The 13760-nt window shown below is 69.3% G+C and carries 12 protein-coding genes and 1 pseudogene; 7 read left to right on the forward strand and 6 right to left on the reverse strand.

Annotated features, from left to right (window positions below; translation table 11 throughout):
- The 4 genes from AKJ13_RS14460 to AKJ13_RS14475 all read right to left on the reverse strand — a co-directional run.
- Positions 1-674, reverse strand: a 674-nt coding sequence (locus AKJ13_RS14460) for a hydroxymethylglutaryl-CoA lyase (RefSeq protein WP_050733976.1), incomplete at its 3' end; no start/stop codon positions are given.
- Positions 671-1864: a CaiB/BaiF CoA-transferase family protein gene (locus tag AKJ13_RS14465; protein ID WP_007560239.1), complete on the reverse strand. Its 1194-nt coding sequence runs from the start codon at positions 1862-1864 to the stop codon at positions 671-673. The genes AKJ13_RS14465 and AKJ13_RS14460, both read right to left, overlap by 4 nt.
- A gap of 106 nt (positions 1865-1970) precedes the next feature.
- Positions 1971-2891 carry a LysR substrate-binding domain-containing protein gene (locus tag AKJ13_RS14470; protein ID WP_144426256.1) on the reverse strand — a complete coding sequence of 307 codons (921 nt, stop codon included), beginning with the start codon at positions 2889-2891 and terminating at the stop codon, positions 1971-1973.
- Positions 2892-2893: 2 nt separating this feature from the next.
- Complete coding sequence (locus AKJ13_RS14475) at positions 2894-3304, reverse strand: hypothetical protein (RefSeq protein WP_050733977.1); 411 nt, start codon at positions 3302-3304, stop codon at positions 2894-2896.
- A 220-nt stretch (positions 3305-3524) separates the two neighbouring features.
- Between AKJ13_RS14475 and AKJ13_RS14480 the strand changes: the two genes are divergently transcribed.
- The 4 genes from AKJ13_RS14480 (at position 3525) to AKJ13_RS14495 (ending at position 7167) form a co-directional block, all read left to right on the forward strand.
- Positions 3525-4160: a LemA family protein gene (locus tag AKJ13_RS14480; protein ID WP_007560245.1), complete on the forward strand. Its 636-nt coding sequence runs from the start codon at positions 3525-3527 to the stop codon at positions 4158-4160.
- Between the two features lie 15 nt (positions 4161-4175).
- Complete coding sequence (locus AKJ13_RS14485; protein WP_050733978.1) at positions 4176-4988, forward strand: TPM domain-containing protein; 813 nt, start codon at positions 4176-4178, stop codon at positions 4986-4988.
- Complete coding sequence (locus AKJ13_RS14490) at positions 4978-5610, forward strand: TPM domain-containing protein (RefSeq protein WP_050733979.1); 633 nt, start codon at positions 4978-4980, stop codon at positions 5608-5610. Before AKJ13_RS14485 ends, AKJ13_RS14490 begins: the two co-directional genes overlap by 11 nt.
- A gap of 228 nt (positions 5611-5838) precedes the next feature.
- A complete protein-coding gene (locus AKJ13_RS14495; RefSeq protein ID WP_050733980.1) occupies positions 5839-7167 on the forward strand; it encodes a glycosyltransferase in 1329 nt (442 codons plus the stop codon).
- Between the two features lie 152 nt (positions 7168-7319).
- Here the strand turns inward: AKJ13_RS14495 and AKJ13_RS14500 are convergent, their stop codons facing one another.
- Positions 7320-8432 (reverse strand): alkene reductase, encoded by a 1113-nt coding sequence (locus AKJ13_RS14500; RefSeq protein ID WP_050733981.1) that lies wholly within the window; start codon positions 8430-8432, stop codon positions 7320-7322.
- 348 nt (positions 8433-8780) lie between these two features.
- Here AKJ13_RS14500 and AKJ13_RS14505 point away from each other — a divergent pair, with 348 nt between their 5' ends.
- From AKJ13_RS14505 to AKJ13_RS14515, 3 genes and pseudogenes are all read left to right on the forward strand, one after another.
- On the forward strand, positions 8781-9956 hold the full coding sequence (locus AKJ13_RS14505; protein ID WP_050733982.1) for a zinc-dependent alcohol dehydrogenase: 1176 nt from the start codon (positions 8781-8783) through the stop codon (positions 9954-9956).
- A 93-nt stretch (positions 9957-10049) separates the two neighbouring features.
- Positions 10050-11227, forward strand: a pseudogene (locus tag AKJ13_RS14510) (L-dopachrome tautomerase-related protein).
- Positions 11228-11603: 376 nt separating this feature from the next.
- Positions 11604-13082, forward strand: a complete 1479-nt coding sequence (locus AKJ13_RS14515; protein WP_050733983.1) for a PAS domain-containing methyl-accepting chemotaxis protein — start codon at positions 11604-11606, stop codon at positions 13080-13082.
- A gap of 39 nt (positions 13083-13121) precedes the next feature.
- Here the strand turns inward: AKJ13_RS14515 and AKJ13_RS14520 are convergent, their stop codons facing one another.
- The gene (locus AKJ13_RS14520) at positions 13122-13703 is read right to left on the reverse strand and encodes a hypothetical protein (RefSeq protein WP_050733984.1); all 582 of its coding nucleotides are present in this window, start codon (positions 13701-13703) and stop codon (positions 13122-13124) included.
- Between the last annotated feature and the right edge of the window lie 57 nt (positions 13704-13760).

Genomic DNA, 13760 nt, shown 5'->3' on the forward strand with positions numbered 1-13760 from the left:
CCCGCCTGCCAGGCGGCCAGCACGTTGGCGAGGCCGACCCCGCGGGTGTTGTGGAAGTGCAGGGTCAGATGCTCGGCCGGGACGATCGCCAGGACGCGGGCGACGAGCCGCTCGACCTGGCGCGGGTTGGCCATGCCGGTGGTGTCGGCGAGCGTCACGCCGGTGATGCCGAGCGAGCGGTAGCGCTCCACCTGCGCGATCACCTTGTCGACGGGCTGATCGCCCTCGAACGGGCAGCCGAAGGCGGTGGCGACCGTGGCGTTGGTCAGGACCGACGAGCCCGTCACGGTCTCCATGATCCGGGCGAAGCCCGCGATCGAGTCGTCCGGGCTCATGCCCATATTGGCGCGGTTGTGGGTCTCGCTCACCGAGGCGACGAGGTTGATCTCGTCGACCTTGGCGGCGAGCGCCCGCTCGGCCCCCTTGGGGTTCGGGACGAGCGCCACGTAGACCGTACCGGGCCGGCGGCGGATCCCGGCGAACAGCTCGGCGGCGTCGTGCAGGGCCGGTACCGCCTTGGACGACACGAAGGACGAGACCTCGATGCGGGAGAAGCCCGCATCCGAGAGCGCATCCACCAGGGCGATCTTGTCCGCGGTCTCGACCCAGGCGGCCTCGATCTGGAGGCCGTCGCGGGGCGAGACCTCCTGGACCAGCATCGTGGCGTCGCTCATTTGACGGCTCCCGCGTCGCGCAGCGTCCGGATCGCGGCCGGGTCGAGGCCGAGATCGGCCAGGACCGCGTCGGTATGGGCGCCGAGCGCCGGGCCTTGCCAGCGCACCGCCCCGGGGGTGCCCGAGAGCTTCGGCACGATGCCGGGCATCTTCACCTGGGTGCCGCCGGGCAGCTCCGCCTCGAGGATCATGTCGCGGGCCTGGTAATGCGGGTCGGCGACGATGTCGGCCACCGAGTAGATCCGCCCCGCCGGCACGTCCGCGGCGTCGAGGGCGGCCAGGGCGTCCGCGACACTGCGGGCCTTCGACCAGTCGCCGATCACGCCGTCCAGCATGGCGGCGTGCTGCGAGCGGCCCTCGTTCGAGCGCATCCGCGGATCCTCGGCGAGGTCGGGGCGGCCGATGGCCGTCATCAACCGGCGGAAGATCGGATCGCTGTTGCCCGCGATCACGACGTAGCCGCCATCCTGCGTCGGGTAGGTGTTGGACGGGGTGATGCCGGGCAGCGCGCCGCCGGTGCGGGTGCGGATCTCACCGAGCAGGTCGTATTCGGGGACCAAGCTCTCCATGACGTTGAACACGCTCTCGACCAACGAGACGTCCACGACTTGCCCGGCGCCGCCGTTCACCTTGACGTTGAGGATCGACATCAGCGCGCCGATCACGCCGTGGAGCGAGGCCAGGGTATCGCCGATGCTGACCCCGACCCGGGCCGGGGGGCTGTCGGGGGAACCGGTCGTGTAGCGCAGTCCGCCCATGGCCTCGCCGATGGCGCCGAAGCCCGGCCGGTCGCGATAGGGCCCGGTCTGGCCGTAGCCGGAGATTCGCACCATCGTGAGCTTCGGGTTGAGGGATGAAAGCACGTCCCAGCCGAGCCCGAGCTTCTCCAGACCGCCGGGCCGGAAATTCTCGACCACCACGTCGGCGCTGGTGGCGAGGCGCTTGACGATGTCGAGCCCCTCCGGCGTCTTGAGGTTGACGGCGATCGACTTCTTGTTGCGCGACTGGAGATACCACCACAGCGAGGTGTCGCCGTGCATCTTGCGCCAGGTGCGCAGGGGGTCGCCACCTTCCGGCGCCTCGACCTTGATCACCTCGGCACCGAACTCGGCCAGGAGCTTGGTGGCGAAGGGGGCGGCGATGAGCTGACCGAGTTCCAGCACACGGATCCCGCTGAGCGGACCTGACACCGTCGTTCTCTCCTTGTCTTTGCCCGGAGGATACGACCGGCTTCCGGGCGATGTCCAAACGCGATGCGCCAGCCTGCGTTCTCCGGACGGGAACGCAGCGGGCTCTCTACCCGCCCGCCATGCGCAGGTGATCCAGCAGCAAGGCGGCAGCGGGCGGCAGGGCGCCGGGCCGGACCACCAGGGTCAGCGTCCGCGTGGCCCACGGATCGGTCAGCGGCACCGCGGCGAGCCGCATCTGCGGACCCAGCAGGGCGTAAACGCCCTCGGGAATCGTGCCGAGGCCCATGCCGGCCTGGGCCATCCGGCAGATGCCGTCAAAGCTCGGCACGTGGATCCGCAACCGTAGAGGCCGCCCTAGGCGCCGGGCCTCATCCCGCAGGGCCGCGTGGATCGAGCTCTCGACGTGCAGGCCGACATGATCGTAATCGAGGGTGTCGGCGAGGGCGACCGCCGCGCGTCCGCTCAGCGGATGATCGGCGGGCATCACCAGGACCAGCCGGTCGCCGCGATACGGATAGGCGGCGAGCGAGCGGGTGTCGGTGCCGCCGGCGCAGATCCCGAGATCGGCCGCGCCCTCCTCGACGCCCAGCACCACGCCACCGCTCGGCCGCTCCGCCAGGTCGACGCGGATCCGCTCCTGCGCGGCCAGGAAGGTCTGGAGGTCCTCGGGCAGGAACTGGACGATGGCCGACAGGTTGGCGAGCATCCGCACGAAGCCGCGCACCCCGTGCGCGTGCTCGGCGAGTTCGAGCGCCATCTGCTCGGCGCTGGCCAGCATCCGGCGGGTGTGGTGCAGCAGGGTTTCGCCGGCCGGCGTCAGGCGCATCCCCCGCGGCTCGCGGGTGAGCAGCGTGCAGCCCAGGGCGTGCTCCAGCTCGGCCAGCCGCTTGCTCACCGCCGAGGGCGCGATGGATGCCCGCCGGGCCGCGCCGTTGAGCGTTCCCGCCTCGCAGATCGCCGCGAACAGGCGCAGCGTCTTGAGGTCGAGGCGGCTGACGGTCGCCGCGGTGGGAAGCGTCTCGCGAATGCTCAGGATCCTTTCTTGGCGGCCTCCTGCGGCCCGCGCCAGTCCCGCGCGCCGACCGGTTGGCCATATGCGCCGTGGCCGAGCTTGGCCCCCTGCCGGTTGACCAGGCCGAAGCGCAGGACCGCCTGCTCCAGATAGTCGATGGCGTCGACCAGATGGGCGCGGGCCGCCGCGATCGCGTCCTCGCCCTCCTCGACGGGGGTCTCGGCCAGGTTCACCGCGGCGATCAGCACCCGGTCGCGCTCCTCCTCGATCCGCCGGTCGCGCTCGACATGGCCGCGGACGCGGGCGTCGAAGGCCTCGATCACCGACCAGGGCAGCGCGTCCTTGTCGACCGGCGCCCGGAAGGCCAGCGCGTGGCGCCGCGCCGCCGCGGCGGCCGCCCTGACATGATCGGCAAGTTCTGCATCCATCCGGGTCTCTCCGCGGGTTCTCGGGCTCGGGTCGGGCCGATGCCCGCACATGCTGTCTCGAACGCGCGCCCGCCAGGCCCGTTGCCGGGCGGCCGATCGGATCGCAGCCCGAGCCTTTCAAACCGGAATCGCGCGAAGGCCTTACCTTGACAATGCGAGGCCTTATCTCTCGGAAGTATGATCCGTGTACCGGGCCCCGCCCGGAAGGGAGCTACCCTGAATGGTCTCGATGCTGAACGCGGGCGCGCTGCGCCCGACATCCGCGGCGGCGCGCCTGCTGAGCGCGCTCACGATCCTCCTGGTTGCCACCGGGTTGTCCGGCTGCGGCGCGGTCAACCGCGTGCCGACCCTCGAGGAGCAGGCCAAGTCGTCCTGGAGCGAGGTGCAGAACCAGTACCAGCGCCGCGCCGACCTGATTCCCAACCTGGTCGAGACCGTGAAGGGCTATGCCCAGCAGGAGAAGGACGTGCTGATCGGCGTCACCGAGGCCCGGGCGAAGGCGTCGAGCGTGAAGGTCGACGCCTCGACGGTGAGCGATCCACAGAAATTCAAGGAGTTCCAGGACGCGCAGAACCAGCTCTCCGGCGCGCTCGGGCGCCTGCTGGTCACGGTGGAGAAATACCCCGACCTGAAGTCCAACCAGAACTTCCTGGCCCTGCAATCGCAGCTCGAAGGCACCGAGAACCGCATCGCCGTGGCGCGGCGCGACTATATCGGCGCGGTCCAGGCCTACAACACCGAGTTGCGCACCATCCCGGGCCGCTGGATTGCCGCGATCCTGTATCCCGAGGCCAAGCCGATGGAGACCTTCTCGGCAACCCCGAATGCCGACCGGCCGCCGAACGTGAAGTTCTAGAAGCGGCACCTTTCAATGCGGCTCATGGGCCTGAGCACCGGGACGCTGGTGCGGCTGTTCCTGGCGCTGGTCGTCCTGTTCGGGTGCCTGGCGGTCTACGCGGTCGGGGCGCTCGCCGCCGACCTGACCTTCCCGCCGCTCACCGGACGCGTGGTCGACGGCGCGGGCATTCTGACGCCCGACCAGCGCGCGGCCCTGGAGGCCAAGCTGAAGGCGCACGAGGACAAGACCTCGGACCAGGTGGTGGTCGCGACCGTGCCCAACCTCCAGGGCACGACCATCGAGGACTTCGCCAACCGCCTGTTCCGGGACTGGAAGCTCGGGCAGGCCAAGACCAACAACGGCGCGCTGCTGCTGGTGGCGCCGAGCGAGCGCAAGGTGCGGATCGAGGTCGGCTACGGCCTTGAAGGGGCGCTGACGGACGCGCTCACGCGGGTGATCATCGCCGGCGCGATCACGCCGCGCTTCAAGACCGGGGATTACTACGGCGGGATCAATGCCGGCATCGACGGGATCCTGGGGATCCTGTCGGGCGATGCCGAGGAATGGCAGCGCAAGCCCCAGGTCCGGGCCGACGAGGTGGATCCCCGGCAGGTCGCAGTCTTCGTCATCCTGTTCCTGGTCGTGCTGTTCGTGGCCTGGCGCATGAGCCGGGGCGGCGGGGGCGGGCGGGGCGGTCGCGGCGGCGGCATCGTGTTCCTGCCGGGCCCCGGCTCCGGCGGATGGAGCGGCGGCTTTTCGGATGGCGGCTCGTCGGGCGGTTTCGGCGGCGGATTTTCCGGCGGGGGCGGCTCGTCGGGCGGAGGGGGATCCTCGGGTGACTGGTAGGATCGCCGACATTCTCCCGCCCGCGGCCTGCCAGCGCCTGGCCGCGGCGGTGTCCCGGGCCGAGGCCGGCACGTCCGGCGAAATCGTCGTGATGATCAGCCGGCGTGCGGGCGCCTACCGCTCGGTGGTGCTGCTCACGGCCCTGATCGCCGCGCTGATCCTGCCCTGGCCGCTGATCGTGCTGACCGGCTGGAGCGCGACCACGATCCTGCTGGCGCAGGCGGCCCTGGTCGCGGCCATCCTGGCGGCCAGCCAGAATGCGCGGCTGCGGCTTGCCCTAGTGCCGCGCCGGCTGCGCAGCGCCCGGGCCCGCGAGGCCGGGCAGCGGGCCTTCTGGTCCCGCGGCCTGAGCCGCACCCGGTCCCGCACCGGCGTGCTGCTCTACCTGTCGCTGGCCGAGCGCCATGCCGAGATCGTCACGGATCTCGGCGTGCTGCAGCGCATCCGGGCTGAGTCCTGGGACGGAATCCTGGCCGAGCTTGGCCGTGCGCTGGCGGGCGGCGAGATCGAGGGCGGGCTGACCGTCGCGGTCGAGCGGATCGGCGCCATCCTGGCCGAGCATCTCCCGGCCGGCCCGCACGATCCGGACGAATTGCCGAACCGGGTGATCGTCGCGGATTAGGCCGCGTCCCAAGCCGGAATAGATCAGGACGTCCAGCGACAATACATCAACCAAGCCCAGTGACGGACCTGGTGCGCTGCCGCACGATCCTGGTCCGAGACCGGTAACCCGAGAGGTCTGCTCGCGATTTGACCGTATGGGACTCGGGGCCGGGCCGCGTTCGCGCGCGGCACCGAGATCGCGACGAGGCGCGAGGCCGCCATTTCGGCCTCGCCCAAGGAGGCCGTCATGAAGATCCTGATCGCAGCAACGCCGCTCACCGGGCATGTGAACCCGATGCTCGCCATCGGCCGCGCCGCGGCAGCCCGGGGCGACGACGTGCTCGTGCTCACCGATCCGGTCTTCCAGGCGAAGGTCGAAGAGGCCGGCCTGCGCTTCACGCCCTACGCGGACAACGAGTCCGCCGGATATCTCGAGACGGAGCTGCCGGCCGGGCCCGAGCGCTTCCGGCACGAATTCCAGCGCCGCTTCATCGATCCGATGCCGGTCCAGACGGCGGCGTTGAAGGCGCTGATCGCCGCGGATCCGCCGGACGTGATCGTCGCGGGCAGCATGTTCCTCGGCGTGCTGCCGCTGCTCCTTGACACTGCACCAAGGCCGCCGATCGTCACCGCCAATATCAGCATCCTGTTCCTCGACCGGCCGGACCACGCCCCGGTCGGGCTGGGCCTCCCGCCGGCCCGCGACCAGGCCGAGCTCGCGCGCTACGCCGCGCTCAAGGTCGGGATGGATGCAGCCTTCGCCAATCCGGTCCGGGCCTACGCGGACGCGCAACTCGCCCGGCTGGGCGTGTCGCCGCTGCCGGCCTCGCTGCCGCACTCCATCGTCGTGCTGCCCGACCTGTTCCTGCAGCCGACTGTGCCGGGCTTCGAGTACGATTACGGAACGCTGCCTCCGGGCGTCCGCTTCATTGGCCTGCTGCAGCCCCCGACCCCGCCGGCACCCCTGCCGGATTGGTGGCCGGAGCTGGAGCGGGCCAACGAGGCGGGCAAGCCCGTGGTCCTAGTCACCCAGGGCACCCTCGCCAACGCGGATTTCGGCACCTTGGTCGAGCCGACGCTCGCCGCCCTCGCCGGCCGGGATGATCTCCTGGTCCTGGCCACCACGGGCGGCCGTCCCGTCGAGGCCCTACGCGGGCCGATCCCGCCGAACACGCGGGTCGCGCGCTTCCTTCCGTTTCGCGAGTTGCTGCCGCGGGTGAGTGTGCTCGTCACAAATGGCGGCTATGGCAGCGTCTCGCTCGCGCTTTCGAACGGCGTGCCGATCGTCTCGGCTGGCCTGACCGAGGACAAGGCGGAGGTGAATGCCCGCATCGGCTGGTCGGGCGTCGGCATCAATCTCGCCACCAACACGCCGGGCGTGGACGCCCTGCGCGAGGCGGTGACGCGGGTGCTCGGCGCGCCGAGCTTTCGGAAGCAGGCCGGCGCCCTGCAGGCCGCCTTCGCGGCGCGGGACGCGATGAGCGGGATCCTGGGCGCGATCAACGACCTCGCCCGCTCCGGGCCTGTGCGCCGCATCGGGACGGGCGCCGCGGTGTCCCGGGCGAAATCGGCCTGACCGATCGGGCCATACCGTCTTCGGCGGCCCGGACCGGCCGCCGAACTGGTTGTGAAAGCGTGAACCCCAAAATGTTTCCCGTGAAACATTTTCGGACAGGTACGGCGCTCCGGCGGGCGGAAGCGTCCCGCTGGAGCGTCATTCCGGCTTCGTCAGCGGCGCACCGGAACCGGGCCATTCATACCGGGCCAATCCGAGTAGCCGTTGCTGCCGCCGCCATACCAGTAGGGCTTGGGCGCCTCGGCCAGGGGGGCGCCGCTGGCGAGACGACCCACGAGGTCGGGATTGGCGATGTAGGGCCGGCCGAAGCTGAACAGGTCGGCCCGCCCCTCGGCCAGCTCCTTCTCGGCGAGATCCAGGGTCAGCTGATTGTTGCCGATATAGGCCCCCTTGAACCGGCGGCGCAGGTCGAGGAAGTCGATCCCGTCCGGCACGTCGCGGGTCTGCTGGGTCACGCCCTCGATCGTGTGGACGTAGAGCAGGCCGAAGCCGTTCAACGCATCGACATAGGCGCCGTAGGTGGCATGCGGGTCGGAATCGAGCGGCGTCTCGCCGGGCTGCGTGGTCGCCGGCGAGAGCCGGATGCCGACCCGGGCGCCGCCACCCCAAACATCGGTGACCGCCCGGACCACCTCCAGGGGAAAGCGCAGGCGGTTCTCGATCGAGCCGCCGTAGCGGTCGGTGCGCGTGTTGGTGGAGTCCCGGACGAATTGCTCGAGCAGGTAATTGTTGGCCGAATGGATCTCGACGCCGTCGAAGCCCGCCCGCTTGGCGTTCTCCGCGGCCCGCCGGTAATCGGCGACGATCCCCGGGATCTCGTCGGTCTCGAGCGCCCGCGGCGTCACGTGGGGCTTCATGCCCTCCTGTGTGAACGCGGTCCCCTCCGGCTTGATCGCGGAGGCGGAGACCGGGAGCTCACCGCCGGGCTGGAGCTCGGGATGCGAGATCCGGCCGGTATGCCAGAGCTGCAGGAAGATCAGCCCGTCATTGGTATGAACCGTCTTCACGATCCGCGACCAAGCCTCGACCTGCGCGTCCGACCAGATGCCCGGCGTATAGGCGTAGCCGACACCCTGCGGTGAGATGTTGGTCGCCTCCGAGATGATCAGGCCCGCATTGGAGCGCTGGCCGTAATAATCGGCTGCGAAATCCGGCGGCACGCCCTCGTTGTTGGAGCGGCTGCGGGTGAGCGGCGCCATCACCACGCGGTTCTTGAGGGTCAGGTCGCCGATAGTGACCGGCTGCAGGATCGGGCTGTTCGGCATGAGACCTCGGTTGGGACGTCGTGGGCGGAGAAGCGGCCCCGGCGATCGCGGACCGTCCAAGGGCCGGCCTCGCGGAACCGGCGCGCAAGAGGGATGGTCATTAACAGGATGAGGTCCCGCCCCGGTTCCACGGACACTGTCCGATCCGTCCGAGCATGGCTGGGCGACGGCCGTGGCGCGGAATGCCGCGGGAACCGGATTCCGGCGCGTGCCTTGGCTCGCCAGCGACACCGCGAGCGGCAGGACGCCCGTGCGTCGGCGCGGAATCCAACCGCATCACCCGGGATCTGGTCCGGCGCGGCCGCGTCCTGCTTCTGCGCTCCCCCCGCGATCTGGAGAACCGACGCCATGAAGGCACTCTGCTGGCACGGCAAAAACGACATCCGCTGCGACACGGTCCCGGATCCGGTGATCGAGGATTCCCGCGACGTGATCATCAAGGTGACGAGCTGCGCGATCTGCGGCTCGGATCTCCACCTGATGGACGGCCAGATGCCGACCATGAAATCCGGGGATGTGCTCGGTCACGAGTTCATGGGCGAGGTCGTCGAGGTCGGCCAGGGTTTCACCAAGTTCCGGAAGGGCGACCGAATCGTCGTCCCGTTCAACATCAATTGCGGCGCCTGCCGCCAATGCAAGCTCGGAAACTGGTCGGTCTGCGAGCGCTCGAACCGCAACGGCGAGATGGCGGCCGCGCAGTTCGGCTACCCGACCGCCGGGCTGTTCGGCTACTCGCACCTCACCGGCGGCTATGCCGGCGGTCAGGCCGAATACGTGCGCGTCCCCATGGCCGACGTGGCGCCCATGAAGGTGCCGGACGGCATGGATGACGAGTCGGTCCTGTTCCTCACCGACATCCTGCCCACCGGCTGGCAGGGCGCCGAGCATTGCGAGATCCAGGGTGGCGAGATCATCGCGATCTGGGGCGCCGGCCCCGTCGGCTTGTTCGCGATCCAATCCGCCAGGATCATGGGCGCCGGGCGCATCATCGCCATCGACACCGTGCCGGAGCGGCTCGCCCTGGCGAAGAAATCCGGCGCCACCGACGTCATCGACTTCATGAACGAGGACGTGTTCGAGCGGATCCAGGAGATCAGCAAGGGCCAGGGCGCCGACGGCGTGATCGACTGCGTCGGCATGGAGGCGAGCGCCGGCCATGGCGGCCTCACCGGCGTGCTCTCGACCCTTCAGGAGAAGCTGACCTCCACCGAGCGGCCCTACGCGCTGGCCGAGGCGATCAAGGCGGTGCGGCCCTGCGGGATCGTCTCGGTGCCGGGCGTCTATGGCGGCCCGGTGCCGGTCAACATGGGCTCGATCGTCCAGAAGGGCCTGACCCTCAAGAGCGGACAGACCCACGTGAAGCGCTACCTGGAGACGCTCACAAAGCTGATCCAGGCGGGCAAGTTCGACATGACATCGATGATCACCCACCGCTCGACCGACCTCGCCGACGGCCCGGACCTCTACAAGACCTTCCGGGACAAGGCCGATGGCTGCGTGAAGGTGGTCTTCCACCCGAACTGAGCCCGCGCCCCGCGCTCGATACCACCGACACGACCCCGGTCCGCCAGGACCGGGGCTTCGAGACCATCGCTCCGATCTCAGGATTGCTCCCGCATGACCAGCCCGGCCGCCCGTACCCTGCTGCCTCTCTTCCTCTGCACCGTCGCCGGGCCGGCCCTGGCGCAGGAGCCCGTGGCCGCGACGTCTCCACCGGCCGGATCATCAGCGCTGACGCAGGTCGCCCGGTTCCAGCATCAGGTCACCGGCGTGACCGTGGCGCAGGACGGCCGGATCTTCGTGAACTTCCCGCGCTGGACCGAGGATTCGCTGTCTCGGTGGCAGAGCTGAAGGACGGGAAGCCCGTCCCCTACCCTGATGGGGAGTGGAACAGCTGGCGCAACGCCCGCAAGGACGCGGTCGACCCCAAGACCCATTTCGTCTGCGTGCAGAGTGTGGTCGCCGACAAGCAGGGCCGGCTCTGGGTGGTCGATGCCGCCGCCCCCGCCATGGCGGCCGTGGTCAAGGACGGCCCGAAGCTGGTGTCGATCGACCTGAAGACCAACGCGGTCGCCAAGACGATCGCGTTCGACCCATCGGTGGCCCCGCAGGGATCCTACCTGAACGACGTGCGGATCTCGCCGGACGGCAAGACCGCCTACCTCACCGATTCCGGTGCAGAGGGCGCGCTGGTGGTGGTCGATATCGAGTCCGGCAAGGCCAAGCGGCTTCTGGCGGGGGTGCCCGCCACCATGCCCGACCCGGCCGTAACCGTGACCTATGACGGCAAGCCGCTCCGGCGGCCGGACGGACGCGGCGTCGAGTTCTCGGCCGACGGCATCGCCCTCTCGCCGGACGGCAAGACGCTCTACTGGCAGGCGATCAAGGGCAAGACGCTGTACAGCCTGCCGACCGATACGCTGACCGGCTGGCTGACGGCCCCGATGATGCCGGAGGCGCTGGCCGACAGGACCCTGGCCGGCAAGATCGTCACGGTCGGCGAGAACGGCCCGGCCGACGGGCTGCTGATCGATCACGACGGCAGCCGCCTCTACGTGACCTCGCCGCAGGATGATTCGATCAAGGTCCGCGACCTCGCCTCCAAGCAGGCCGGACTGACCACGCTGGTGCAGGATCCGCGGCTGCGCTGGCCGGACACGTTCAGCCAGGGACCGGACGGGACCCTCTACGTCACGACCTCGCACATTCAGGATTCGGCCTTCTACAAGGAGGGCGCGCCGATCGCCCTGCCGACCGAATTGTGGAGCTTCAAGCCGACGGCTGCCCCGCGCTGAGGTCGCCGAAGATCCGCATCCCCGGTCCGCACGATCGGCCGGGGGTACGATCGGGTGCGTCCCGGACGGGCCGATCGTGCAAATACCAATACGGCTGAGGCTTGTCGGTCGGATACAGGGCCTCTCGGCGCGAGTCGATACGAATGATTCTAAATTCCGTGTAACAGATCTCGTAAATATCATGATCTTATAAATATAATACATATCGATTATTTATGACAACGAAAAAATTTCAGACTTATACAGATGGCACTTGACTCGAGGCCTTAGCGCTCCGTTAACGGCAAGATGTCATCGTCTTTTCTTAGACACACGTCCGGCACGCGCCAGACCTGAACCACTGCCGCTGAGCCAGCACTAGAGACCTGAACGACCCATGGGCATGCTGTTTTCGAGGGATCTCCACGCGAAATTGGAGGCGCTGGACCGGTCCCAGGCGATTATTGAATTCGCGCTCGACGGCACGATCCTCACGGCCAACAAGAACTTCCTCGACGCGGTCGGCTACAGCCTCGACGAGGTCCGCGGCCGGTCTCATGCGATTCTGGTCGACCCGGCCTATCGCGAGAGCGACGCCTATCGCGCGTTCTGGGCGGCGCTCCGGCACGGCGACTTCCAGGCGGGCGAGTTCAAGCGCATCGGCAAGGCTGGCCGCGAGATCTGGCTCCAGGCGACCTACACCCCGATCCTCGGCCGGGGCGGCAAGCCGATCAAGGTCGTCAAGTTTGCGAGCGACGTGACCGAGCAGGTCATGCGCACCATCGGGTATGAGGGCCAGATCGCCGCAATCAACCGGTCTCAGGCGGTGATCGAGTTCGCGCTCGACGGCACGGTTCTGACCGCGAACGACAATTTCCTGACCACGCTGGGGTATCGCTTGGAGGAGGTTCAGGGCCGCCACCACAGCCTGTTCATCGACCCGACCGAGCGCAACAGTGCCGAATACCGGCGCTTCTGGGACAGTCTGCGTCGCGGCGAGTACCAGATGGCCGAGTACAGGCGTCTCGCCAAAGGCGGGCGCGAGGTCTTCATTCAGGGCAGCTACAACCCGATCTTCGACCGGGACGGACGCTTACTCCGGATCGTCAAGTTCGCCACCGACGTCACCGCCGCGGTGCTGGAGCGCCGACGCCGAGCGGCGTTGCAGGACACGATCACCCACGACCTGAACGCCATCGCGGACGCCGCCTCCGGCGTCTCGCACCAGGCCGGGCAGGCGGTCCAGGCATCGGCACATGTCTCCGGCGACATCCAGACGATGGCCTCGGGCGCCGAGGAGCTCGCCGCCTCCGTCGCGGAGATCAGCGCGCAGGTCACGCAGGCATCGGAGATCTCCGAGCAGGCCGTGGGCCAAGCCCGGGAGACGCACCGGATCATCGCCGGCCTCAGCGCGTCGGCGGCCCAGATCGGCGAAGTCGTCGCGCTGATCCAGAGCATCGCGGCGCAGACCAACCTGCTGGCCCTGAACGCCACGATCGAGGCCGCCCGCGCCGGCGAGGCCGGTCGCGGTTTCGCGGTGGTCGCCGCGGAGGTGAAGGAACTCGCCAACCAGACCGCCCGGGCCACCGAGCAGATCGGCACGCAGATCACCGGGAGTCAGGATGCGACCCAGGGGGCCGTGGAGGCGATCGGCTCGATCCAGGACACGATTGTGAGGCTCAACGAGGTCGCGACCGCGATCTCGAGCGCCGTCGAGCAGCAATCGGCGGTCACGCGCGAGATGTCGGCCAGCATGCAGACGGCCGCTCAGGGCGTCGGCGCGATCACCACCAACCTCGAACGGATCGCCCAGTCGGCCGAGCAGGCGGACAGCGCCACGCAACAGCTGCGCACCGCCGCGCGGGATGCCGCCTAGGGCGCTCGCCGCAAATCTTGCAGCGCGGATTGCAGCGGCTCAGGCCACGGTGTCGGCCGCCAAGGTCGCCGCCACCTCTCGGCCGAGCATCATCAACAGCGAATCCATCGCCAGCAGCGCCGCCGACGGTGCGGTGCCGGCCGCCTGCAGGGTTCGGCGGGCAGCCAGGACCAGCTCGATGCTGGTCAGGAGAGCGGTGCTGTCCGGCGCGGATTCCGCATCGTCGGCGAGGGTGAGGACAAGGCCGTGGCCGAAGCGGCGACGCCCCCCCTCCCCCGCCTCGAAGCGCCCCTGCATCAGGACCGTCCGGACCGTTCCAGCCACCGGCGCGGTCCGGAAGGTCGTGCGCAAAGGCCCGCCCGCCTCACGGAACAGCCGGATCGCTGCGAGGACGGCGTGGCGATCCTCCGGATGCACGAACGCCGCGGCGTGACCGAGCGGCAGTCCCGAGCTGCGATCCGCCTCGGGAATCCCCAGGATCCGGGCCGCTTCGCGGGAGAACCGCAGATGCGCGCCATCGTAGCGCCAGAGGCCCGCCTGCGCGGCGCGCAGGGGCGAACACCCGACGGCACGAGGGTGCTGCGCGTCGGCGTCGGAGAGAATATCCGGCAGCTGCAGCATGGCGCGTCCCGCGGAAGGCTTCTTCAGTTCGAACCGCGGCCTTAGGGAAGTCCTCGG

Source organism: Methylobacterium sp. ARG-1, assembly GCF_001262595.1.
GTDB lineage: Bacteria > Pseudomonadota > Alphaproteobacteria > Rhizobiales > Beijerinckiaceae > Methylobacterium > Methylobacterium brachiatum.